Here is a 21,914-nt window from a genome sequence, read left to right as displayed (position 1 = left end):
ATCTCCCCTATCGTTAGAGACGGCTGGGCCGCCCGGATTTCTGCGCGCCACAGCGAGAGAACCGTGATCGCATGGCTTCGGGCCATCCCCTCCTCAGGACAACGACCAGAGCCTTGCGATCCCTCTCGACAGCGGTGCGTGGCGGACGCTCCCGTCATCCACCCGTGTATACAGAATGCACCCTTCAAACGGCAATTCAACCCCTTTTTACGAAAGTTTTCGCTAGGTTAGCGGGTAGGTATGCAGTGAGCGCAAGGGTTTGGAAAGCGGGCTGCTTGCCTCGCATTTGCAGAAAAATGCTCTGCTGCGGGTGCATATTCGTGAGAAATCAAGCGTGTCGGTTATGCTGCGCTGCGCGAATCCAGCGGATGTATACATTAATTGGCGCTGGGTGATCATGGAATGCATGGCAGACCGGGTGTTGCGTGACCGGCGGGCACAGTGCGCAGGCTCTGCGCTTCTTCAAGGAATAGGGTCGATAACCCCTCAGCAAGCCGAGGCACCGGGCCGTTTCCGGGGCAGCGTGACAGGGAGGCAGGTGCATGTTCGATCTTTTTCGCAAGCCGTCGGGAGCACCCGAGGCCAAGGCCTCGGCCGTTGGCCCGCTGACGGCTGGTGGTGTGGGCCGCATGGCGGCGATGCAGGGCACAAATCAGCCGCGCTGGACGGCGCGCGATACGGTATCGCTGACCCGCGCGGGGTTTCAAGGCAACCCGGTGGGGTTTCGTGTGGTGCGGCTGATTTCCGAGGCGGCGGCGGCGCTGCCGCTGGTGCTGCAAGACTGCGAGCGTCGCTATGAACAACATCCGCTGCTGGCGCTGCTGCGCCGCCCGAACCCGGCGCAGGGGCGCGCCGAGTTCCTTGAGGCGCTCTATGCGCAGCTGCTGTTGTCGGGCAACGCCTATGTCGAGGCGGTGGCTGCGGCGGAGGGCGGCGTGCCGGGTGAGTTGCACGTGCTGCGCTCGGACCGGATGAGCGTGGTGCCGGGCGCGGATGGCTGGCCGGCGGCGTATGATTACGCGGTGAGCGGTCGCAAGCATCGCTTCTACATGGCCGAGGGCGCGGCACCGATCTGTCATGTCCGGGCCTATCATCCACTGGATGATCATTACGGGTTGTCGCCGATCGAGGCCGCAGCTTCGGCGCTGGATGTCCATAATAGCGCAAGTCGCTGGTCCAAGGCGCTGTTGGACAATGCCGCGCGGCCCTCGGGCGCGATTGTCTTCAAGGGGGACGATGGCGCGGGCACGATGTCGAACGAGCAGTTCGAACGGTTACAAAGCGAGATGGAGACCCACCATCAGGGCGCGCGTAACGCAGGGCGACCGATGCTGCTGGAGGGCGGGCTGGACTGGAAGCCGATGGGGTTCAGCCCGTCGGACATGGAATTCCACAAGACCAAGGAAGCCGCCGCGCGCGAGATCGCCTTGGCGTTTGGCGTGCCGCCCATGCTGCTGGGTATCCCCGGCGACGCGACCTATGCCAATTACGCCGAGGCGAACCGGGCGTTCTTTCGCCTGACGGTGCTGCCGCTGGCGGGCAAGGTTGCCGAGTCGCTGTCGCATTGGCTGTCGGGCTTTGCCGGGGTCGATCTGGCGCTGAAACCCGATCTGGATCAGGTGCCGGCGCTGTCGGTCGAGCGGGATCAACAGTGGCAGCGGGTGCTGGGCGCAGGGTTTCTGAGCGATGCCGAGAAGCGCGCGATGCTGGGGCTGCCCCCCGTGGCAGACGGCGCATGAACGCACAGCGCAAGGCGGTCGGTGGATCGCGGTTTCTGTACGACAGTTTCGATCTGGCACAGGCGCGGATCGATGCGCAGGAGCGCGTCGAGGACGAGCGCCGCGCGGGGCTGGAGTACCGGTTGACCCGGATCGAGGACGAGTTGCGGCGGCTGGAAAAGCGGCTGTGGCTGGCGGTGTACGGTGTGGCCTCGGGGGTGTTGGTGCACGGCGCGGTGGCCTTTGTGGCGACGCAGATGTGAGGAGGCAGGATGCAGGGTCTTGAGACGAAATTCCACCAGCCGGGCAGTGCCGGGTTGGTGCTGGCCGAAGGGTCGGTGATTGCGGGTTATGCCTCGGTCTTTGGGGTGCGCGACCGGGGGGGCGATGTGGTCCAGCCCGGCGCCTATGCCGCGTCGCTGGCGCGGATCAAGGCGGCCTCGGGCCGGGTGCGGATGCTGTGGCAGCACGATCAGGGCCAGCCGATCGGCGTCTGGGATGAAGTGGTCGAAGATGCGCACGGGCTGCGCGTCAAGGGTCGCCTTCTGAGCGAGGTCGAGAAGGGCCGCGAGGCAGCGGCGCTGATGGCGGCGGGCGCGGTCGACGGGCTGAGCATCGGCTACCGCACGATCCGGGCGGAAAAGCTGCCCGACGGTGGGCGCAAGTTGATCGAGCTGGAGCTGTGGGAAGTGTCGCTGGTGACCTTTCCGATGCTGCCCGACGCGCGGGTTTCGGCCAAGTCCGACGCCGGTTTCATGAGTGAACTGGCACGGGCGCTTGAGGCAGCGCGCGACGCGCTCAGGGGCTGAGGCGTTTCCGATTTTAGGCGAGACACGCGCCCCCAGTGGGGAGCGCGGTGGGGGCGGGTTGCCCGAGGGAACCCGCGCAGTGGCAACCATGAAAGGATGGATGCGATGAGCAGCGAGTTTCCCGGCCCTGTGAGCCAGGAGAAAAGCGCGACGCGGCAGCCCGATGGCGAGGCGACGCAACTGACTAGGGCGCTGGAGGGTTTCGTAACCGAAATCAAGACCTTCCGTGCAGATATGATGGGCACTCTGAAAGAACAGGACGAGCGACTGACCATGATGGATCGTAAATTCACCACCAAAACCGCCCGCCCCGTGCTGGCACAGGCTGACAGCGGCGAAGGCCTGCATCTGAAGGCGTTCGACGCCTATCTGCGTCAGGGCGACGACGACGGCCTGCGTGGCCTTGTGCTTGAGGGCAAGGGGCTGAACACCGCCGTGAACTCTGAGGGCGGCTATCTGGTCGATCCTCAGACCTCGGACCGTATTCATGCGGTTCTGGATGCTTCGGCGTCGATCCGGGCGATTGCCAGCGTTGTGCAGGTCGAGGCCGGTTCGTTCGACGTGCTGGTCGATCATGGCGATGTCGGCTCGGGCTGGGAGACGGAATCGTCGTCGGTCACCGAGACGGGCAGCGCGGCCATCGACCGGATTTCGATCAAGCTGCATGAGCTGTCGGCGATGCCCAAGGCCTCGCAGCGGCTGCTGGAAGACAGCGCGTTCGACGTCGAGGGCTGGCTGGCCGAGCGCATCGCGATGAAGTTCGCGCGTGCCGAGGCAGCGGCTTTCATCTCGGGCTCGGGCACCGATCAGCCGCGCGGGTTCCTGGACCATGACATCGTGGCCAATGGCACCGAGGTCTGGGGCGAGTTGGGCTATGTCGCCACCGGTGCTGCGGGCGATTTCGACGCCACCAACCCGGCCGATGCGATCGTCGATCTGGTCTACGCGCTGGAGGCGGGCTACCGCGCCAATGCGGCCTTTGTGATGAACTCGAAGACCGCCGGCGCTGTGCGCAAGATGAAGGATGCCGATGGCCGCTTCCTGTGGTCGGACGGTCTGGCTGCCGGTGAGCCTGCGCGCCTGATGGGCTATCCGGTGCTGATCGCCGAGGACATGCCCGACATCGCCGCCAACGCCCATGCCGTCGCCTTTGGCGACTTCCGCGCGGGCTATACCATCGCCGAACGCCCCGATCTGCGCGTGTTGCGCGATCCGTTCAGCGCCAAGCCGCATGTGCTGTTCTACGCGACCAAGCGCGTGGGCGGCGATGTGACCGATTTCAGCGCGATCAAGCTGCTGAAATTCGCCGCGTCGTAAGCGTGGAGTGAGATTGGGCCGGTCCGCGTGGGGCCGGTCCGATGGCGGCGCAGGCGCGCGCGGGAAGGTCCGGTCGGACCCATCGTCCCGCACTGTCCGGCTGCTCTCCCCGTGCGAGCGGTGCGGGAGCGTGTCTGCGCCGGTCAGCGCCGTGAACGGGGCTTTGAACGGGTCAAGGAGGCGAGCATGGATCTGTGTGAGACCAGTGTTGTGGACGACGGCGACCTGCCGGTTTCCGCCTTTCGCGCGCATCTGCGGTTGGGCGCGGGCTTTGCCGACGAGGCAACGGGCGACCCGCTGCTGGTGCAATACCTGCGCGCGGCGATCGCAGCGATCGAGACGCGGACCGGCAAGGCTTTGATGAGCCGCGATTTCAGGTTGGTCCTGCCCTGCTGGCGCTGGGCGGATGCGCAGGCCTTGCCCGTGGCGCCGGTGACGGCGGTGGCCTCGGTCACGATGATTGACGGCGACGGTGTGCCTGCGGTGGTCGATCCGGCGCGCTGGCGTCTGGTGGTCGACCGTCACCGTCCGCAACTGCTGGCGACCGGTGCGGTGCTGCCGGGCGTGCCGACGAACGGCCGGGTCGAGGTCGATTTCACCGCCGGGTTCGGCGCGAGCTGGGACGCGGTGCCGGACGACTTGCAACAGGCGGTGATGCTGCTGGCGGCGCAGTTTTATGAGGGGCGCACGGGGGGAGAGCTGGGCTCGGGTCCGGTGGCGGCTCTGGTGGCGCGCTGGATACCCGTGCGGGTGACGGCGGGGGGCATCGCTGATGGGGTATACATTGACGCGCCCGATGGTGCTGGAGGAGCCGAGCACGGTGCCAGACGGCGCGGGCGGTTTCTCCACCAGCTGGGTGGCGCTCGGAACGCTCTGGGCAGAGCTGCGCGCGGGGTCGGGGTCTGAGCGGCGCGGGCTGATCGCCCCCGAGGGGCGGATGCTGTTTCGCGTCTATCTGCGTGCCGCGTCGCAGGGCAGCCCGCAGCGCCCGCGCCCGGATCAGCGCCTACGTGAAGGCGGGCGGATTTTCACCATTCTGGCGGTCAGCGAGGCCGATCCGAGCGGGGCCTATCTGGTGTGCCACGCGCGTGAGGAGGTTCCGGCATGAGTTATCAAAACGCGGCGGCGGTTCAGGTCGCGCTCTACGACTTGCTCAGCGGCGATGCGACGCTGGCCGGTCTGGTGCCCGGCGGCATCTTCGATGCGCCGCCCCCGGCCACGCCGCAGGGCACCTATGTGGTGCTGGGCGAAGAGGACGTCATCGACCGGTCGGACGTGACCGGACCGGGGGCCGAGCACCGGGTCTTGGTGCAGGTGGTCAGCGACGCGGCGGGGTTTCTGACCTCGAAGACAGCGGCGGCGCGGATCGGTGAGATCCTGCCGGGCAGCCAGCCGAGCCTGAGCAGCGGTCGGGTGGTGGCGATCTGGTTCCATCAGGCGCAGGCGCGCCGGGCCGAAGGGGCCGCATTGCGGCGGATTGATCTGCGCTTTCGCGTGCGGGTCGAGGGTTGAGTTTCAGACATAAGGAGTGGCGGGCATGGCTGTGCAAAGCGGCAAGGATCTGTTGATCAAACTGGACGTGACCGGGGCCGGTCAGTTCGAAACCATCGCGGGGCTGCGCGCCACGCGCATCAGCTTCAACGCCGAGACGGTCGATGTGACCAGTCTGGACAGCGAAGGCGGCTGGCGCGAGCTGCTGGCCGGTGCCGGGGTCAAGGCGGCGTCGATCTCGGGCTCGGGCGTGTTCCGGGATGAGGGCACGGATGAGCGGGCGCGGGCGGTGTTCTTCAACGGCGAGATCCCGGCGTTTCAGGTGGTGATCCCCGATTTCGGCACGGTCGAAGGGCCGTTCCAGATCACCAGTCTGGACTACGCCGGCAGCTACAACGGCGAGGCGACGTATGAGCTGTCGATGGCCTCGGCGGGCGCGCTGTCGTTCGTGTCGGCGACCGAGCTGGCGCTGGAGCCCGAAGATTACGCGGGCGACGGCGGCGACCAGCCCGAGCCGGACGAAGGCAGCGGTGAGCCGGTCTGATGGCCAATCCGCTGGCGGGCGAGGTGGCGCTGGTTCTGGATGGTCAGCGCCACCGGCTGAAGCTGACGCTGGGCGCGCTGGTCGAGCTTGAGCAGGCGCTGGGCGCGGACAGTCTGGTGGCTTTGGTCGAACGCTTTGAAACGGGTCGGTTTTCGGCGCGCGACGTGATGGCGCTGATCCTGGCTGGATTGCATGGCGGGGGCACGCCTGTGGCGGCCTCGGCCCTGCTGAGTGCCGAGATCGAGGGTGGCCCGGTCGAAGCGTCGCGCGTCGCCGGACAGCTTCTGGCGCGCGCCTTCAGTGCGCCGGGGGCGGCGGCGTGAGCGCTCTCGACTGGCCGGGGCTGATGCGCGCCGGGATGCACGGGCTGGGGCTGCGTCCGGGCGAGTTCTGGGCGCTGACCCCGGCGGAACTGATGATCATGCTGGGCCGCGACGAGACGGCGGGCAGCGGGTTCACCCGCGCCCGGCTGGACGCGCTGCTGGCGCGCTACCCGGACGGTCCGGGACAGGGAAAAGAGGCAGGACATGGCAACACTGGACGAGTTGAACGCGCAACTGGCCGAACTGGAAGCGCGGATGGGGTCGACGGCGGATCTGGTGGGGTCGCTCGATTCGTCTCTGGCCGACATGGGGCGCAGCCTGGGTGACACCAGCCGCGAGATGGCGGGTCTGTCGCGTGGTCTGGGCACGGGGGTGCGGCGGGCGTTTGACGGGGTGATCTTTGACGGCTTGCGCCTGTCGGATGCGATGCGTGGCTTGGGCCGGTCGATCTCTGATGCGCTCTATTCCGCCGCGATGCGCCCGGTGCAGGGCGCGCTGGGCGGGGCATTGTCGTCGGTGGTCGGCGGGCTGATGAACAGCGTGCTGCCCTTTGCCAAGGGCGCCTCGTTCAGTCAGGGCCGGGTGATGCCCTTTGCGCAGGGCGGCGTGGTGTCCTCGCCGGTCGCCTTCCCGATGCGCGGCGGCACCGGCCTGATGGGCGAGGCTGGGCCCGAGGCGATCCTGCCGCTGGCGCGGGGCGCTGACGGTCGGCTGGGCGTGCGCGGGGCCGGTGGCGGGCGGGCAATGAGCGTGGTGATCAACGTGCACACGCCGGATGTCGCCGGGTTCCAGCGCAGCCAAAGCCAGATCGCCGCGCAGATGCAGCGCCTGTTGGCGCAAGGGCAAAGGAATTACTGACCATGGCTTTTCACGAGATCCGCTTTCCCGCCACGCTGAGCTTTGGCTCGCTGGGCGGTCCTGAACGCCGGACCGAGATCGTCACACTGGCGAACGGGTTCGAGGAACGCAACACGCCCTGGGCCCAGGCGCGGCGGCGCTATGATGCGGGACTGGGGCTGCGCTCGCTGGATGATGTCGAGCAGCTGATCGCGTTCTTCGAGGCGCGTCAGGGCATGCTGCACGGGTTCCGCTGGAAAGACTGGGCGGATTTCAAGACCTGCCGCGCCTCGCAAGCGGTGGGGCCGCTGGACCAGTCGCTGGGTTTTGGCGACGGGGTTTCGACGGTGTTCCAGTTGTCCAAGACCTATCGGTCCGGCGAATGGGCGTCGGCCCGCGTGATCGCCAAGCCGGTGGCGGGGACGGTGCGGGCGGCGATTGGCGGAACGGAAGTGGGTGAGGCGGTGGAGTGGTCGGTCGACACCGCCAGCGGCCAGATCACCTTCGCCTCGCCGCCGGGCGTGGGAGCCGAGATCACCATCGGCTGCGAGTTCGACGTCCCGGTGCGGTTTGACACCGATCTGGTGCAGGTCTCGATCGCCAGTTTCAAGGCGGGCGCGGTTCCCAAGGTGCCCGTGATCGAGGTGCGCCAATGAGCGAGGTGATCACCACCCGCGCCCGTGCCTGGGCGCTGCGCCGCGCCGATGGTTCGGTGCTGGGCTTTACCGACCATGATCGCGACCTGAGCTTTGACGGCAGGGTGTTTCGCGCAGGCACCGGCATGACCGCCAGCGCCATCGTGCAGGGCACGGGGCTGGCGGTGGATAACACCGAGGCCGCCGGGGCGTTGAGCGACGCGGCACTGCGCGAGGAGGATATTCTTGCCGGGCGCTATGACGGGGCCGAGCTGACCATCTGGGAGGTCGACTGGACCGATCCCGCCTGGCGGCGGGTGCTGTTTCGCGGCACGCTGGGCGAGATCACGCGTGCGGGCGGCGCGTTCAATGCCGAACTGCGCGGGCTGACCGAGCCTTTGTCGCAAAGCGGTGGGCGGGTGTTTGGCGCGCTGTGCCCGGCGGTGTTGGGCGATGCAGCCTGCGGGTTCGATCTGGATCAGCCGGGGTTCGTGGCAGAGGTCGATCTGCTGGGCGTCGGTGAGGGTGGCTCGGTGCTCGATCTGCCGGAATTGCCCGACTACGCTGCCGACTGGTTCGTCGACGGGCAGGCGCGGTTCCTGACTGGCGCGGCCTCAGGCATCGCGGTGCCCGTGCGGCGCGAAGAACGCGTGGGCGGGTTGCGGCGGCTGCATCTGTGGTCGGTGCCGGGGTTTGCGCCGGTGATCGGCGACCGCGTTCGGGTTGAGGCGGGGTGCGACAAGCGGTTCCAGACCTGCCGGTTCAAATTCCTCAATACGCTGAATTTTCAAGGCTTCCCGCATGTGCCCGGCGACGACTGGCTGCAGGCGACGCCGCGCGCGGACGGGGGGAATACAGGGGGCAAGCGGCTCAATGGCTGACGCCCGTGCGGCACTGGTGGCCGAGGCGAGGCGCTGGATGGGCACGCCCTATTGCCATCAGGCCTCGACCCTCGGGGCGGGCTGCGACTGTCTGGGGCTGGTGCGCGGTGTCTGGCGCGCCCGGCACGGGGCTGAGCCCGTGGTGATCCCGCCTTACGGCCCGGACTGGTCGGAACCGGCGCGGGACGAGGCGCTGTGGCGCGCGCTGGTGCAGCATCTGCGCCCTGCGCCGGGGCCCATGCAACCGGGCGACGTGCTGCTGTTTCGCATGCGGGCGGGCTCGGTTGCCAAGCATCTGGGCATCCTGACGCAGGCCGGGCCGGTCCTGCGCTTTGTGCATGCCTACAGCGGCCACGGCGTTGTCGAGAGCCCGCTGAGCTCCCCTTGGGCGCGCCGGATCGTGGCGCGCTTTGACATGACGTGATCGAAAAGGAGCCATCGGTATGGCGACTCTGCTTCTGTCTGCCGCCGGTGCGGCCATCGGTGCGAATTTCGGCGGCGCGGTGCTGGGCCTGTCGGGCCTGGTCATCGGGCGCGCCGTCGGGGCGACTGTCGGGCGGCTCATCGACCAGCGGTTGCTGGGGCTGGGCTCGGGTCCGGTAGAGACGGCGCGTATCCAGCGGCTGCAGATCACCGGCGCCGGTGAAGGCGTGCCGATCCCCCGACTCTGGGGGCGGATGCGCACGGCGGGGCATGTCATCTGGGCCTCGGATTTCAACGAGATCCCAGGCGGCTCGCGCCGCACCAAGGGCGGTCTTGGGCCGAAAGTCACCGAGCAGTCGCGCTATGTGGTCAGCCTGGCGATTGCGCTGTGCGAGGGCGAGATCGGCGGCATTGGCCGGATCTGGGCTTACGGCGACGAGATCGCGCGCAGCGACCTGAACTTGCGGGTTTACACCGGCACGATGGACCAGTCCCCCGACCCCAAGATCGAGGCGGTCGAGGGCGACGGCGCGGCACCGGCCTATCGCGGAACGGCCTATGTGGTGATCGAGGATCTGGATCTGGGGCCGTTTGGCAACCGGCTGCCGAACCTCAGTTTCGAGGTGATCCGCGCCGCGCAAGCCGAGGGGGTCAGTACGCTGCAGGACGCGGTGCAGGGCGTGGCGTGGCTGCCGGGGGCGGGAGAATACGCGCTGGCGACCGAGAAGGTCCTGCTGGCTTCGTCCGAGGCCGAGCTTTTCGCACCCGAGTTTTCGATTTCGGGTCAGGAGACACAGGGTTACGCCAATGCGCATAGCCCCTCGGGTGCGGCGGATTTCCCGACGTCGCTGGCGGCGTTGCAGACCGAGTTGCCGAAGGCGAGGTCCAGCCTGCTTATCGCCTCGTGGTTCGGGGATGATCTGCGCTGCGGTGAGTGTCTGATCAAACCGAAGGTCGAGTTCGACAACCGGATCGGCAAGGATCACCCGTGGCAGGTTGCCGGGTTGGGCAGGGGTGAGGCCGAACTGGTGCCGCAGATCGCCGGTCAGCCGGTCTATGGCGGCACGCCGTCGGACCGGTCGATCCTGCAGGCGATTGAAGCGCTCAAGGATGCCGGGCAGGCGGTGGTGTTCTACCCGTTCCTGCTGATGGAGCAGTTGGCCGGGAACGGCCTGCCAGACCCGTGGTCCGAGGCCGCGGATCAGCCGGTTCTGCCGTGGCGTGGGCGCATCACGCTGGACAAGGCGCCGGGACGGCCCGGGACAACCGATCGCTCGGCGGCGGCGGCGGCCGCGGTTGCCGCGTTCTTTGGCACCGCGCAGGCCTCGGATTTCACCGTTTCACCGGGGGCGGTCAGCTATGCCGGCCCGCCTGAATGGTCCTACCGCCGCTTCATCCTGCATTACGCGGCGCTCTGTGCCGCTTCGGACGGGGTCGAGGCGTTCTGCATCGGCTCGGAAATGCGGGCGCTGTTGCAGATCCGGGGTGCTGGTGACAGCTTCCCCGCCGTGACGCAGATGGTTGATTTGTTGCGCGAGGTGCGCATGTTGCTGGGTGGGTCGGTCAAGCTGGTCTATGCCGCCGACTGGTCGGAATATTTCGGCTATGACGCTGGCGAGGGCAACCGCTATTTCCATCTCGACCCGCTCTGGGCTGATGACGACCTCGATGTGATCGGCATCGACAATTACATGCCGCTCGCCGACTGGCGCGATGGCGAGGCGCATGCAGATTGGCAGGCGGGCTGGCGCGACTTGTACGATCTCCACTATCTGCAAGCCAACATCTCGGGTGGCGAAGGCTACGACTGGTACTATTCCGACAATCCCCAGCGCGACGCGCAAGAACGCACGCCCATCACCGATGGCGAAGCCGAGCCGTGGATCTGGCGTTTCAAGGATCTGCGCGCGTGGTGGGAGAACCCGCATACCGAGCGGATCGGCGGCGTCCGGGCGGAAGCGTCCACCGGTTGGGAGCCACGCTCGAAACCCGTCTGGTTCACCGAATACGGCTGTGCGGCAATCGACAAAGGGGCCAACCAGCCCAACAAATTCATCGATCCGAAATCCTCGGAATCGCAGGCACCATATTATTCCACCGGCGTGCGCGATGACCTGATGCAGATGCAATATCTGCGCGCGATGCATGGCTACTGGCAGAATCCGGCCAATAACCCGGTGTCGGATGTCTATGCCGGACGCATGCTCGACTGGTCGCGCAGCCATGCCTGGGCCTGGGACGCGCGGCCCTGGCCACAGTTCCCGGCAGCGACAGACAGCTGGGCGGATGGCGACAACTGGCTGCGCGGTCACTGGCTGACCGGGCGCGCAGCCTCGCAGCCGCTGGACGCGGTGGTGGCCGAGATTTGCCAGCGCGCCGGGATCGCGGCCTATGACGTCAGCGCGCTTTACGGCGTTGTGCGCGGCTATGCCGTGCCCTCGACCGCGACGGGTCGCGCGGCGTTGCAACCGCTGATGTTGGCGCATGGGTTCGAGGCGGTCGAGCGCGATGGCGTACTGGTGTTCCGCATGCGGACCGGGCGCGCGCCGGTGGCGCTGGACGCGGGCGATCTGGTGGCGCGGGAGGGCGGTGATCTGGCGCTGTCGCGCGCCTCGTCCCCCGACACGGCGGGCCGGTTGCGGCTGACCTATATCGAGGCCGAGGGTGGTTTTGAGACCCGCGCCGCCGAGGCGGTTCACCCTGATGACCCGGCAGGCAGTGTTGCCGACAGCGAGTTGCCGCTGACCCTGACGCGCGGCGAAGCGCGCACAGCGGTCAAGCGCTGGCTGACGGAATCGCGCACCGCGCGGGACGTGGCCAGGTTCGGCTTGCCGATGTCGTCGTCGCTTGCCGTCGGCGATGTGGTGACGCTGGGGCAGGGCGAGAGCACGCGGCACTACCGTATCGACCGGATGGAACTGACCGGCGAGCGGTCACTGGAGGCGGTGCGCATCGAACCGGGCCTTTACCGCCACCGCGATGCCAGCGACGATCTGCCGGCCGCAGGGGCGTATCAGGCCCCCGTGCCCGTGCTGCCGATCTTTCTGGACCTGCCCCTGATGCGCGGGGACGAGGTCGAACACGCCCCGCATCTGGCGGTAACAGGCACGCCGTGGCCGGGTGTGGTCGCCGCTTACGACGCGCCGGTGGCAGGGAGCTTTTCCCTGAACACACTGCTGGGGCTGCGCGCGACAGTCGGGCAGACGCGCACGCCTCTGCACCGCGCCGCACCGATGGTCGAGCAGCGTGGCCCAGGCGTTGACGTTACGTTTGCGCAGGGGGCGGTGCTGGCCTCGGTCAGCGAGGCGGAACGGCTCGATGGGGCGAATGTCGCGGCGATTGGCGTCGGCGGAAACTGGGAGCTGTTTCAATACGCGCAGGCCGCGCTGATCGAGCCGGGTGTCTGGCGGCTTACGGGACTGTGGCGCGGCCAGTTCGGGACCGAGCCGGTGATGCCCGATACCTGGGCACCGGGTGCTGTGGTGGTGTTGCTCGACGGGGCAGCACAGCAGGTGGATCTGCCGACCTCGGCGCGCGGGGTGGCGCGGCGGTGGCGGGTGGGTCCGGCGGCGCTGGCCTATGACGATCCGGTTTTTGTCGAGAGCACGCAGGTGTTTGCGGGCAACGGGCTGCGACCCTATGCACCCGCTTTCCTGACGGCCGAACGGCCCGCAGGCGGGGGCTCGCTGGCGATCCGCTGGACCCGACGCACCCGCAAGGGGGCGATGGCTGGGATGCGCCCGAGGTGCCGTTGAGCGAGGAAAGCGAGGCGTATCAGCTGCGTATCCGGTCGGGTGGGGCCGTGGTGCGCACGGTCACGCTGAGCACGCCGTCCTACATCTACACTCCCGCACAGCAAGCAGCCGATGGGGTGAGCGGGGCGTTTGTGGTCGAGGTTGCGCAGGTCTCGGCCAGCTATGGTCCGGGGCTTTATGCGGCGGTCGATGTGGTGGGCTGATGCGGCCCGTCACGCTGACCGACCTTGCCGCCGCCGCGCGCGTTCTGCTGGCGCTGCCAAAGGCACAGCGCGCGGCGGGTCTGGCTGCGCTGATTGCGCGGGCACGGACGGCGGATCAGCACCGCCGCGACACAGGGCGCAACCATCCCGCTTATGGCAATGGCACCTTGCTGGCAGCGGCTCTGGCGCATCCGCGGGCCGAGCCGCAAAGCCCCGGCGGGGTGGACTATCTGATGTGCCTCGCGCAGGTGATCGACGCGCTTCTGGCGCGCGACCGCACAAGCTGAACCGCGCCACTGGAAAATCCGGGGCGATCGTTTATCTTTGTCGGCAGACAAGCTGCGGAGAAGCGCGATGCCCGAGACCAAACCCAGACTGAGCCAGCTCGACCCCGTTTGGCAGCGCATCTGTGAAGAAGCCAATCAGGTTGTACGCGACGAGCCGCTGCTGGGCGGCGTGATGCACAACAATCTGCTGCACCACGCGACCATGGAGCGGGCACTGGCGTTCCGTTTCGCGCTCAAGCTTTCGTCGGCTGAAATCAGCGAGCAGATCCTGCGCGAGATCGCGGAAGAGGCCTATGAAACCTCTCCCTGGCTGGGCGAAGCGGCGCGCGCCGATATCGTTGCGGTGCACGAGCGCGATCCGGCCTGCCACCGCTTCCTGCAGCCTCTGATGTATTTCAAGGGCTATCAGGCGATACAGGCCTACCGCGTTGGCCATTGGCTGTGGACCACTGGACGTGGCGACATGGCGCTGTTCGTGCAGATGCGGATTTCCGAGATGTTCGGCGTGGATATCCATCCGGCGGCGCAGATCGGCAAGGGCATCATGATCGACCACGCGCATTCCATTGTCATCGGTGAGACGGCGGTGGTGGGCGATAATGTCTCGATGCTGCATTCGGTCACGCTGGGCGGCACCGGAAAGGTCGACGGTGATCGTCACCCCAAGATCGGCGACGGCGTGTTGATCGGTGCCGGGGCCAAGGTGCTGGGCAACATCCATATCGGGGCCAATTCGCGCATCGCGGCGGGGTCGGTGGTGCTGATCGACGTGCCAGCCTGCAAAACGGTGGCCGGGATACCGGCGAAAATCGTCGGTGAAGCGGGTTGCCCGCAGCCGGCGCTGTCGATGGATCACCGCTTTCGCGAGTGACGTCCTTGTTTCCCGGCGCGCCCAAGGCGCGGGGCATTTGAACCCGACGGTCGTGCCGGGCGACACAGCAGCAACCACAGACGACTGTTCGTGCTTGCCGTAACCTTGTTCGCCCGGAGGCCTTTCCCTTGTCCCTGATCTCCATACCCGCCGGCCTGTTGTGGCTGCTGGGCGGGGTCGGCGCGTTTCTTGCGCTGGCGACGCTCATTGGCCAGATCCTCAAGCGCCGTCGCCCGCAAGGGCACGCGGTCATCGCCAATCTCAACGCAAGGATTGCTGCGTGGTGGGTGATGGTGGCGCTGCTGGCGCTTGCCTTCCTTGCCGGGCGCGCGGGCGTGGTGCTGCTGTTCGCCGCCCTCGCCGCCCTGTCGTTGCGCGAATTCCTCAAGGTCACGGCCTGCGGACGCGCCGATATCTGGGTGATCACCGGGGTCTATGCCATCGTGCTGCCGGTGCAGTTCTGGGCGGTCTATATCGACTGGTACGGCTTCTATACCGTCTTCATCCCGGTCTATGCCTTCTTGCTGATGCCCGCTGTTGCTGCCCTTGCGGGCGGAAGCAGCGGTTTCATGGCCCGCGCGGCCGAGACGCAATGGGGTCTCATGGTCTGCGTCTATGGCCTGAGCCATGTGCCCGCGATCCTGTCGCTGACCATCCCGGGTGGCGAGGCGCAGCATATCCAGCTTATCGCCTGGCTGATCTTCACCGTGCAGCTGTCGGATGTGATGCAATACATCTGGGGCAAGCTGGCAGGGCGGCACAAGCTGGCGCCCGAACTGTCCCCGTCTAAAACCTGGGAAGGCATGATCGGCGGGGTGGCCAGCGCCGTCGCGGTGGCGACCGCGCTCTGGTCGCTCACCCCCTTCAGCCCCGCCGGGGCGGCGCTGATGGCGCTGGTGGTGACGCTGATGGGCACGCTGGGCGGGCTGGTGATGTCGGCGATCAAGCGCGACAAGGGGGTCAAGGACTGGGGCGCGGTGATCGCCGGGCACGGCGGATTCCTCGACCGGCTGGACAGCGTGATCTTTTCGGCGCCGATCTTCTTTCACCTTACCCGCTACTACTGGACCTGAGCCATGGATGATCCCAACCGCCGCCCGATTGCCGCCCGCCGGCTGGCACCGATGCACGCTCTGGCCCGGCTGCTGACGGCACGGGGGGCCACGCCGAACGGCATTTCGCAGGTCTCGATGGTCTTTGCGGCGCTCGGGTTGGCCGCCTTCTGGGCCGCGCCGATGGCGGGGTCATGGGGGCAAGGGGCGCTGCTGTTGCTGGCGGCGCTGATGATACAGGGGCGGCTGGTGTGCAATCTGGTCGACGGGCTGGTTGCGGTTGAAGGCGGACGCGCAACGCCGCAAGGTGCGTTCTGGAACGAGGCCCCCGACCGGGTCGCTGACAGCCTGCTGCTGTGGGGCGCGGGGCTGGCCGCCGGTCACCCGGCGCTGGGGCTGGGCTGCGCGGTTCTGGCCGTCGGGACGGCGTATCTGCGCGAATTTGGCCGGGCCGAGGGGTTCGTGCCCGATTTCGGCGGGCCGATGGCCAAGCAGCACCGGATGGCAGCGCTGACCCTTGGCGCGGTGGTCGCGGCCTTCTGGACGACGCAGGCGGCGGTCGTGCTGACCGTCGCGCTGGCGGTCATCGCGCTGGGCACGCTGGTAACGGCGGGTCTGCGGGCGCGGCGGGTGTTGGGGCGCCTTGCGGGACGGTAGGAGCCGGGGGGCTGCCGCCCCCGGACCCCCTGCTTCAAGGGGAGCACGCTCCCCTTGAAAATCCCCGTGCGTATTTGCGGCAAGATGAAGCCACGGGCTTTCGCGAATGAAAAACGGCCGCGCCCGAGGGGGTGCGGCCGTCTTGGTGTGTATATGCAAGGCGTTACGCCAGCATGGCCATCGGGTTCTCGAGGTTCTCGATGATTGCCGTCAGGAACTCGGCCCCCAGCGCGCCGTCGATCACCCGGTGATCGACCGAAAGGGTCATCGACATCACCGTGGCGACACCGATCGTGCCATCCGCCTTGACCACCGGCTGCTTGAGTCCCGCGCCCACGGCAAGAATCGAGCCATGCGGCGGGTTGATCACAGCGTCGAAATTCTCGATGCCGAACATGCCGAGGTTGGAGATCGCGAAGCTGCCGCCGACGTATTCATGCGGCGCGAGCTTGCGGTTGCGGGCGCGGGTGGCGAGGTCTTTCATCTCGGCCGAGAGGGCCGACAGCGATTTGAGATGCGAGTCCTTGATCACGGGGGTGAAGAGCCCGCCATCGACCGCCACCGCCACCGCCACATCCGACGGCTTGAGCCGCAGGATCCGGTCGCTGGCCCAGACCGCATTGGCATCGGGCACTTTTTGCAGCGCCATGGCACAGGCCTTGATGATGAAGTCATTCACCGACAGCTTGACGCCCCGGCTTTCCAGCTGGCCATTGAGCTGTGCGCGGAAGGCCATCAGCGCATCCAGCTGCACCGAGCGGCGCAGGTAGAAATGCGGGATGGTCTGCTTGGCTTCGGTCAGGCGGGCGGCAACGGTCTTGCGCATGCCGTCGAGCTTGACCTCTTCATAGGCGCGGCCCTCGAACATCTTCAGGACCGTTTCAGCCGAAGCACCGCTGGCCATCGCGGCTTTCGCCGGAGCGGCAGCGGCAGGGGCCGGTGCAGCGGCGGCGGGCGCGGATTTCGGGCTGGCGGTGGCCCCTTCGACATCTGCCTTGACGATACGGCCATGCGGGCCAGAGCCCGTCACGGCAGCCAGATCGAGGCCCTTGTCCTTGGCGATACGCCGCGCGAGCGGCGTGGCAAAGACGCGTTTGCCATCGGCCACGGGCGCTGCCGGGGCGGCGGTCACCGCCTCGGCCTTGGTCTCGGTTTTGGCATCAGACTTGGCCTCAGACTTGACCGGAGCCGCCTCCGCCTTGGGCGCGCCGATGTCCGAGGCGCTTTCGCCCTCTTCCAGCAGCACGGCGATCAGGCTGTTGACCTTCACGCCTTCCGTCCCCTCGGCGATGACGATCTTGCCGATCGTGCCTTCATCGACGGCCTCGAACTCCATCGTCGCCTTGTCGGTCTCGATTTCGGCGATGACCATGCCAGAGGTGACGGTGTCGCCCTCCTTGACCAGCCATTTCGCCAGCGTGCCCTCCTCCATGGTGGGCGACAGCGCGGGCATCAGAATTTCCACGGGCATGACGGCCTCCTTAACGGTAGGTGACTTTGTGCACGGCTTCGACCACTTCGGCGGTGGTGATCAGCGCGAGCTTTTCAAGATTGGCGGCGTAGGGCATCGGCACATCCTTGCCGCACAGGTTGATCACCGGCGCGTCCAGATAGTCGAAGGCTTCCTGCATCACCACCGAGGTGATGAAGTTGCCGACCGAGCTTTGCGGGAAACCCTCTTCCACGGTGACCAGACGGTTGGTCTTCTTCACCGAAGCCAGGATCGCCGCCGTGTCCATCGGGCGGATCGAGCGCAGGTCGATGACCTCGGCGTCGATGCCGTCGGCGGCCAGCTTTTCCGCGGCTTCCAGCGCGTAGGTCATGCCGATGCCGAAACTGACGATGGTCACATCCTTGCCCTCGCGGGCGATGCGGGCCTTGCCGAGCGGAATGGTGAAATCGTCCATATCCGGCACCTCGAAGGTGCGGCCATAGAGGATCTCGTTTTCAAGGAACACCACCGGGTTGCCGTCGCGGATCGCCGATTTCAGCAGACCTTTGGCGTCGGCGGCGGTGTAGGGCATCACCACTTTCAGGCCGGGGATATGGCTGTACCACGCGGCATAACACTGGCTGTGCTGCGCGCCGACACGGGCCGCAGCGCCGTTGGGTCCGCGGAACACGATGGGGCAGGGCATCTGGCCGCCGGACATGTAGTTGGTCTTGGCGGCCGAGTTGATCAGGTGGTCGATGGCCTGCATGGCGAAGTTGAAGGTCATGAACTCGACAATCGGGTTCAGACCGCCCCAGGCCGCGCCGACGGCAAGGCCGGTAAAGCCAGCTTCGGTGATCGGCGTGTCGACGACGCGCTTGGCGCCGAATTCGTCCAGCAGGCCCTGGCTGATCTTGTAGGCACCCTGATACTCGCCGACTTCCTCGCCCATGAGAAACACGTTCTCATTGCCGCGCATCTCTTCGGCCATGGCCTCACGCAGGGCCTCGCGCACGGTCATCGACTTCATCTTGGTGCCTTCGGGCCAGTCGGGTGTGACGGGCGCGGAAGGCGCAGCCGGAGCCGGAGCCTCGGCCGGTTTGGCGGTGGCGGGGGCAGCGGCGGGCGCGGCCTCGGCCTTGGGGGCGGCGGCCTCGGCCCCTGCATCGGCGCTGTCGCCGTCTTCCAGCAGCACGGCGATCGGGTCGTTGACCTTCACGCCTTCGGTGCCTTCGGCAACCAAGAGCTTGCCCATCGTGCCTTCGTCGACGGCTTCGAATTCCATCGTCGCCTTGTCGGTCTCGATTTCAGCGATGATCATCCCCGAAGTGATGGTATCGCCTTCTTTTACCAGCCATTTGGCCAGCGTGCCCTCTTCCATCGTCGGCGAGAGGGCGGGCATCAAAATCTGAATGGCCATTGAGTGTCCTCCCTCAGGCGTAGATGTCGGTCCAAAGCTCGGAAACATCCGGCTCGGGGCTTTCTTTCGAGAATTCAGCGGCTTCGTTGACGATGGCCTTGATCTCTTTGTCGATGGCTTTCAGATCCTCATCCGAGGCCAGACCGCCGGTCATCAGCATCTCGCGCACGCGCTCGATGGCGTCGCGCTCGCTGCGCATTTTCTCGACTTCCTCGCGGGTCCGGTACTTGGCCGGGTCCGACATCGAGTGACCGCGGTAGCGATAGGTCATCATCTCAAGGATATAGGGGCCATCGCCTGCGCGGCAGGCCGCAACGGCCTTTTCGGCAGCGGCCTTGACCGCCAGCACGTCCATGCCATCAACCGACTCGCCCTTGATACCGTAGGCCGCGCCGCGTTCCCACAGGTTGGGGGATTTGGTCGAGCGCTTGTTCGAGGTGCCCATGGCGTATTGGTTGTTCTCGATCACATAGACAACCGGCAGGTTCCACAGCTCGGCCATGTTATAGCTTTCGTACACTTGGCCCTGGTTCGCCGCGCCATCGCCAAAATAGACGAAGGTGACGTTGTCGTTGCCCTTGTACTTGTCGGCAAAGCCGAGGCCCGTGCCCAGCGGCACCTGCGCGCCGACGATGCCATGGCCGCCGTAGAAATGCTTCTCTTTCGAGAACATGTGCATCGAGCCGCCCTTGCCCTTGGAGTAGCCTCCAGACCGGCCGGTCAGTTCTGACATCACACCTTTGGGATCCATCCCCGCGACCAGCATGTGACCGTGGTCACGGTAGCTGGTGATGCGCTTGTCGCCCTCTTTCGCGGCGGCCTCGAGGCCGACAACGACGGCTTCCTGGCCGATGTAGAGGTGGCAGAAACCGCCAATCAGACCCATGCCATACAGCTGGCCAGCCTTCTCCTCGAATCGCCGGATCAGCAGCATTTCACGGTAATATTTAAGCAGTTCTTCCCCCGAGATGTTTGATTTCTCGGTCGTTTTTCTCGCAGCCATCGGCGCCTCCCCTGGTCGCGTCGGGAATAGTTTAACACTAAACCATTTATTACACGAAGCCCTCCAAAAAAGCGAGTGCGAATTCCCACCCGCTCGTGCAGGGCACGGCAGAGGGCCAGCCTAACATGAAAATCGGATCAGCGAAGGACGATCTCGTCCCCGCGCACATAGCCCAGCACATCGCGCGCTTGCTGGTCCAGCAGGTCGAGGTCCAGATACTGGTCCGACAACCTGCGCGTGTTGTTTTCCAGCACCGCCAGATCGGCGGCAAGCCTGTCGCGCTCGTCGCGCAGTTGTGCGGCATCGGCGTCGATCTGGATGCGGCGGAACAGCCCGTACTCTCCTTGCACGGCGGCAAAGGTCAGGTACACGCCGAAGGTTCCGGCGATGGCGTAAAAGATAACCGGGGTAAACCGGGGGCGTTTGCGGTTCATGATGCTGCTCATGGCCTCTGGACGGGCCTTTCGCGCAGTCTGCCACAGCGCGACGGCAAAAGGAATCCCTCGTTCGCTCTGGCGGCACCCCGCCGCCGACGCGGGGTTACGCTTGCCCGACTCAACCTGCCGGGGGCACCTTTTGGCGCAAAGGGAGACAGCCATGACCGACACCCCCGCCAGCGCCCCGCGCAGTGATCTGCGCACGCATGAGGTGTTCAACCAGCCGACGCCTGCGTTCCGTGACCCCTGGGCCGCCGACCGCAGCCTGCGCCGGATCGTGGGTGAGGATACAGACCTGGCCGCTTTGGGGGCGGCGTTGGGGTCGCGCAGGATGCGCGAAGCGGCACACGATGCCCAAACGCGGTTGCCCGAGTTCCGCCCCTTTGACCGCACCGGTCGCCGCATTGACGAGGTTCACTTCCACCCCGGCTATCACACGCTGATGACACTGGGGCTTGAGGCGGGCTACGCTGCGACGGCATGGGACGGCACCGGCAGTCATCTGCGGCACGCTGCGATCAACTACATGTTCAGTCAGATCGAACCGGGCGTCTGCTGCCCGATGACCATGACCTACGCAGCCGTTCCCGCGCTCGCCGCCGACGCTGACCTCGCCGCCCTTTGGCAACCCCGGCTGACCGCGCGGGCCTATGACCCGGCGATGATCTCGGTGGATCGCAAGAGGGCTGCGACTCTCGGCATGGCGATGACCGAAAAGCAGGGCGGTTCGGACGTGCGGGCCAATTCGACGCGGGCGGAACCTGACGGCGCGGGCTATCGCCTTTATGGTCACAAATGGTTCTGTTCGGCCCCGATGTGCGACGGCTTCCTGACGCTGGCGCAACTGCCCGAGGGGCTGACCTGCTTTCTGGTCCCGCGCTGGCTGCCCGACGACACGCGCAACCCGTTCACCATCCTGCGGCTGAAAGACAAGCTGGGCAACAAGGCCAATGCCTCGTCCGAGATCGAATACGACGGCACCTATGCGCAGCGGCTGGGCGCGCCGGGCAGGGGCGTGCAGACGATCATCGAAATGGTCCACCACACCCGGCTCGATACCGCGATGGCCCCCGCCGGGCTGATGCGCGCAGCCTTGGGCGAGGCGCTGCACTGGGCGCGGGGGCGGACGGTGTTTCAGAAACGGCTGGTCGATCAGCCGCTGATGCAGGCGGTGCTGGCCGATCTGGCGTTGGAGGCTGAAGGCGCGCTGCTGTTGGCGCTGGATGTGGCGCGGGCTTTCGATGATCCGGCGCGGAGACCCTATGCGCGGCTGGCGGTGGCGCTGGCCAAATTCGCGTCAAACAAAGCCGCACCGGGGATGATTTATGAATGTATGGAGTGCCTTGGCGGCATGGGCTACGTCGAGGACACGCCGCTGCCGATGCTCTACCGCGAGGCCCCGCTCAACTCGATCTGGGAAGGGTCGGGCAATGTGATCTGTCTCGACATCCTGCGAACCCTGGCGCGTGAACCAGAAGCGGGCGCGCAACTGAACGCGCGGCTGGATGCGGCGCGCGGGCTGGACGGGCGGTTCGACACGGCTTTGAACGCGCACCGTGACCGCTGGCCCGGTCTGCCACCCGAGGCACAGGCGCGCTGGTTTGCGGAATCGCTGGCGGCGCTGCTGACGGGCGCGGTGATGCTGGCTGACAGCCCGCTGGCCGGCGAATGGCTGGCGGTGCGGATGGATGCGCGGGGCCGGGTGGCGGGGGCAGTGGGGCCGCTGGATACCGAGGCGATCCTCGGCGCGGTGTGAGGATGGCTGTCCCCGGTTATGGTGGGGTGAAACCCCACCCTACGGTGCGCCGGGGCGTAGGGT

22 protein-coding genes and 2 pseudogenes are annotated in these 21,914 nt (G+C 66.7%); 20 read left to right on the top strand and 4 right to left on the bottom strand.

What is annotated here, in order from left to right:
* The first annotated feature begins 542 nt into the window (after nt 1-542).
* The 19 genes and pseudogenes from OKW52_RS19235 to OKW52_RS19145 all read left to right on the top strand — a co-directional run bounded on the left by OKW52_RS19235 (nt 543) and on the right by OKW52_RS19145 (nt 15,803).
* The gene (locus OKW52_RS19235; protein WP_264507133.1) at nt 543-1,739 is read left to right on the top strand and encodes a phage portal protein; all 1,197 of its coding nucleotides are present in this window, start codon (nt 543-545) and stop codon (nt 1,737-1,739) included.
* On the top strand, nt 1,736-1,981 hold the full coding sequence (locus OKW52_RS19230) for a GTA head formation protein, RCAP_rcc01685 family (protein WP_264507132.1): 246 nt from the start codon (nt 1,736-1,738) through the stop codon (nt 1,979-1,981). Before OKW52_RS19235 ends, OKW52_RS19230 begins: the two co-directional genes overlap by 4 nt.
* 9 nt (nt 1,982-1,990) lie before the next feature.
* The gene (locus OKW52_RS19225; RefSeq protein ID WP_264507131.1) at nt 1,991-2,527 is read left to right on the top strand and encodes an HK97 family phage prohead protease; all 537 of its coding nucleotides are present in this window, start codon (nt 1,991-1,993) and stop codon (nt 2,525-2,527) included.
* A gap of 105 nt (nt 2,528-2,632) precedes the next feature.
* On the top strand, nt 2,633-3,844 hold the full coding sequence (locus OKW52_RS19220; RefSeq protein ID WP_264507130.1) for a phage major capsid protein: 1,212 nt from the start codon (nt 2,633-2,635) through the stop codon (nt 3,842-3,844).
* 186 nt (nt 3,845-4,030) lie between these two features.
* Nucleotides 4,031-4,750, top strand: a complete 720-nt coding sequence (locus OKW52_RS19215) for a head-tail connector protein (RefSeq protein ID WP_319800484.1) — start codon at nt 4,031-4,033, stop codon at nt 4,748-4,750.
* Nucleotides 4,665-4,952: a head-tail adaptor protein gene (locus OKW52_RS19210; RefSeq protein ID WP_264507129.1), complete on the top strand. Its 288-nt coding sequence runs from the start codon at nt 4,665-4,667 to the stop codon at nt 4,950-4,952. The genes OKW52_RS19215 and OKW52_RS19210 overlap by 86 nt, the downstream gene beginning before the upstream one ends.
* A complete protein-coding gene (locus OKW52_RS19205) occupies nt 4,949-5,356 on the top strand; it encodes a DUF3168 domain-containing protein (RefSeq protein WP_264507128.1) in 408 nt (135 codons plus the stop codon). Before OKW52_RS19210 ends, OKW52_RS19205 begins: the two co-directional genes overlap by 4 nt.
* 25 nt (nt 5,357-5,381) lie before the next feature.
* A pseudogene (locus OKW52_RS19200) lies at nt 5,382-5,789 on the top strand (phage major tail protein, TP901-1 family); the annotation flags it as partial.
* An 89-nt stretch (nt 5,790-5,878) separates the two neighbouring features.
* Nucleotides 5,879-6,202, top strand: a complete 324-nt coding sequence (locus OKW52_RS19195; protein WP_264507127.1) for a gene transfer agent family protein — start codon at nt 5,879-5,881, stop codon at nt 6,200-6,202.
* Nucleotides 6,199-6,528, top strand: coding sequence for a rcc01693 family protein (locus OKW52_RS23255; RefSeq protein WP_319800483.1), 330 nt, complete (start codon nt 6,199-6,201; stop codon nt 6,526-6,528). Before OKW52_RS19195 ends, OKW52_RS23255 begins: the two co-directional genes overlap by 4 nt.
* Nucleotides 6,458-7,060: a phage tail tape measure protein gene (locus OKW52_RS19185; RefSeq protein ID WP_319800503.1), complete on the top strand. Its 603-nt coding sequence runs from the start codon at nt 6,458-6,460 to the stop codon at nt 7,058-7,060. The genes OKW52_RS23255 and OKW52_RS19185 overlap by 71 nt, the downstream gene beginning before the upstream one ends.
* Nucleotides 7,061-7,062: 2 nt before the next feature.
* A complete protein-coding gene (locus OKW52_RS19180; RefSeq protein WP_264507125.1) occupies nt 7,063-7,695 on the top strand; it encodes a DUF2460 domain-containing protein in 633 nt (210 codons plus the stop codon).
* Complete coding sequence (locus OKW52_RS19175) at nt 7,692-8,555, top strand: DUF2163 domain-containing protein (RefSeq protein WP_264507124.1); 864 nt, start codon at nt 7,692-7,694, stop codon at nt 8,553-8,555. The genes OKW52_RS19180 and OKW52_RS19175 overlap by 4 nt, the downstream gene beginning before the upstream one ends.
* The gene (locus tag OKW52_RS19170) at nt 8,548-8,979 is read left to right on the top strand and encodes an NlpC/P60 family protein (protein WP_264507123.1); all 432 of its coding nucleotides are present in this window, start codon (nt 8,548-8,550) and stop codon (nt 8,977-8,979) included. The genes OKW52_RS19175 and OKW52_RS19170 overlap by 8 nt, the downstream gene beginning before the upstream one ends.
* A 19-nt stretch (nt 8,980-8,998) precedes the next feature.
* A pseudogene (locus OKW52_RS19165) lies at nt 8,999-12,936 on the top strand (baseplate multidomain protein megatron).
* The gene (locus OKW52_RS19160) at nt 12,936-13,223 is read left to right on the top strand and encodes a DUF7742 family protein (RefSeq protein WP_264507122.1); all 288 of its coding nucleotides are present in this window, start codon (nt 12,936-12,938) and stop codon (nt 13,221-13,223) included. Before OKW52_RS19165 ends, OKW52_RS19160 begins: the two are co-directional and overlap by 1 nt.
* 67 nt (nt 13,224-13,290) lie before the next feature.
* The gene (gene cysE, locus OKW52_RS19155; protein WP_264507121.1) at nt 13,291-14,094 is read left to right on the top strand and encodes a serine O-acetyltransferase; all 804 of its coding nucleotides are present in this window, start codon (nt 13,291-13,293) and stop codon (nt 14,092-14,094) included.
* Nucleotides 14,095-14,222: 128 nt separating this feature from the next.
* A complete protein-coding gene (locus OKW52_RS19150) occupies nt 14,223-15,167 on the top strand; it encodes a phosphatidate cytidylyltransferase (protein ID WP_264507120.1) in 945 nt (314 codons plus the stop codon).
* Between the two features lie 3 nt (nt 15,168-15,170).
* Nucleotides 15,171-15,803, top strand: coding sequence for a CDP-alcohol phosphatidyltransferase family protein (locus OKW52_RS19145; protein WP_264507119.1), 633 nt, complete (start codon nt 15,171-15,173; stop codon nt 15,801-15,803).
* A gap of 163 nt (nt 15,804-15,966) precedes the next feature.
* Here the strand turns inward: OKW52_RS19145 and OKW52_RS19140 are convergent, their stop codons facing one another.
* The 4 genes from OKW52_RS19140 to OKW52_RS19125 all read right to left on the bottom strand — a co-directional run bounded on the left by OKW52_RS19140 (nt 15,967) and on the right by OKW52_RS19125 (nt 20,092).
* Nucleotides 15,967-17,274 (bottom strand): pyruvate dehydrogenase complex dihydrolipoamide acetyltransferase, encoded by a 1,308-nt coding sequence (locus tag OKW52_RS19140; protein ID WP_264507118.1) that lies wholly within the window; start codon nt 17,272-17,274, stop codon nt 15,967-15,969.
* Between the two features lie 10 nt (nt 17,275-17,284).
* Nucleotides 17,285-18,655 (bottom strand): pyruvate dehydrogenase complex E1 component subunit beta, encoded by a 1,371-nt coding sequence (locus OKW52_RS19135; protein WP_264507117.1) that lies wholly within the window; start codon nt 18,653-18,655, stop codon nt 17,285-17,287.
* A 13-nt stretch (nt 18,656-18,668) separates the two neighbouring features.
* Nucleotides 18,669-19,658, bottom strand: coding sequence for a pyruvate dehydrogenase (acetyl-transferring) E1 component subunit alpha (gene pdhA / locus OKW52_RS19130; protein ID WP_127105594.1), 990 nt, complete (start codon nt 19,656-19,658; stop codon nt 18,669-18,671).
* 137 nt (nt 19,659-19,795) lie between these two features.
* Complete coding sequence (locus OKW52_RS19125; protein ID WP_264507116.1) at nt 19,796-20,092, bottom strand: FtsB family cell division protein; 297 nt, start codon at nt 20,090-20,092, stop codon at nt 19,796-19,798.
* Between the two features lie 163 nt (nt 20,093-20,255).
* On the opposite strand from OKW52_RS19125, the gene OKW52_RS19120 reads away from it, so the two are divergent.
* Entirely contained in the window at nt 20,256-21,851 is a 1,596-nt protein-coding gene (locus OKW52_RS19120) for an acyl-CoA dehydrogenase family protein (protein WP_264507115.1), read from the top strand.
* Nucleotides 21,852-21,914: the final 63 nt, after the last annotated feature.

Source organism: Pararhodobacter zhoushanensis, assembly GCF_025949695.1.
Taxonomy (GTDB): Bacteria; Pseudomonadota; Alphaproteobacteria; order Rhodobacterales; family Rhodobacteraceae; genus Pararhodobacter; species Pararhodobacter zhoushanensis_A.
Note: the sequence above shows the minus strand (reverse complement) of the source record. Positions and strands in the feature narration are given on the sequence as shown.

Excerpts from the sequence above, each read along its gene's own strand:
- OKW52_RS19175 (WP_264507124.1), top strand. The coding sequence starts at position 7,692 with ATGAGCGAGGTGATCACCACCCGCGCCCGTGCCTGGGCGCTGCGCCGC.
- cysE (WP_264507121.1), top strand. The coding sequence starts at position 13,291 with ATGCCCGAGACCAAACCCAGACTGAGCCAGCTCGACCCCGTTTGGCAG.
- OKW52_RS19180 (WP_264507125.1), top strand. The coding sequence starts at position 7,063 with ATGGCTTTTCACGAGATCCGCTTTCCCGCCACGCTGAGCTTTGGCTCG.
- OKW52_RS19170 (WP_264507123.1), top strand. The coding sequence starts at position 8,548 with ATGGCTGACGCCCGTGCGGCACTGGTGGCCGAGGCGAGGCGCTGGATG.
- pdhA (WP_127105594.1), bottom strand. The coding sequence starts at position 19,658 with ATGGCTGCGAGAAAAACGACCGAGAAATCAAACATCTCGGGGGAAGAA.
- OKW52_RS19230 (WP_264507132.1), top strand. The coding sequence starts at position 1,736 with ATGAACGCACAGCGCAAGGCGGTCGGTGGATCGCGGTTTCTGTACGAC.
- OKW52_RS19195 (WP_264507127.1), top strand. The coding sequence starts at position 5,879 with ATGGCCAATCCGCTGGCGGGCGAGGTGGCGCTGGTTCTGGATGGTCAG.
- OKW52_RS19120 (WP_264507115.1), top strand. The coding sequence starts at position 20,256 with ATGACCGACACCCCCGCCAGCGCCCCGCGCAGTGATCTGCGCACGCAT.
- OKW52_RS19215 (WP_319800484.1), top strand. The coding sequence starts at position 4,031 with ATGGATCTGTGTGAGACCAGTGTTGTGGACGACGGCGACCTGCCGGTT.
- OKW52_RS19185 (WP_319800503.1), top strand. The coding sequence starts at position 6,458 with ATGGGGTCGACGGCGGATCTGGTGGGGTCGCTCGATTCGTCTCTGGCC.
- OKW52_RS19160 (WP_264507122.1), top strand. The coding sequence starts at position 12,936 with ATGCGGCCCGTCACGCTGACCGACCTTGCCGCCGCCGCGCGCGTTCTG.
- OKW52_RS19135 (WP_264507117.1), bottom strand. The coding sequence starts at position 18,655 with ATGGCCATTCAGATTTTGATGCCCGCCCTCTCGCCGACGATGGAAGAG.
- OKW52_RS19225 (WP_264507131.1), top strand. The coding sequence starts at position 1,991 with ATGCAGGGTCTTGAGACGAAATTCCACCAGCCGGGCAGTGCCGGGTTG.
- OKW52_RS19125 (WP_264507116.1), bottom strand. The coding sequence starts at position 20,092 with ATGAACCGCAAACGCCCCCGGTTTACCCCGGTTATCTTTTACGCCATC.
- OKW52_RS19220 (WP_264507130.1), top strand. The coding sequence starts at position 2,633 with ATGAGCAGCGAGTTTCCCGGCCCTGTGAGCCAGGAGAAAAGCGCGACG.
- OKW52_RS19140 (WP_264507118.1), bottom strand. The coding sequence starts at position 17,274 with ATGCCCGTGGAAATTCTGATGCCCGCGCTGTCGCCCACCATGGAGGAG.
- OKW52_RS19205 (WP_264507128.1), top strand. The coding sequence starts at position 4,949 with ATGAGTTATCAAAACGCGGCGGCGGTTCAGGTCGCGCTCTACGACTTG.
- OKW52_RS19145 (WP_264507119.1), top strand. The coding sequence starts at position 15,171 with ATGGATGATCCCAACCGCCGCCCGATTGCCGCCCGCCGGCTGGCACCG.
- OKW52_RS19235 (WP_264507133.1), top strand. The coding sequence starts at position 543 with ATGTTCGATCTTTTTCGCAAGCCGTCGGGAGCACCCGAGGCCAAGGCC.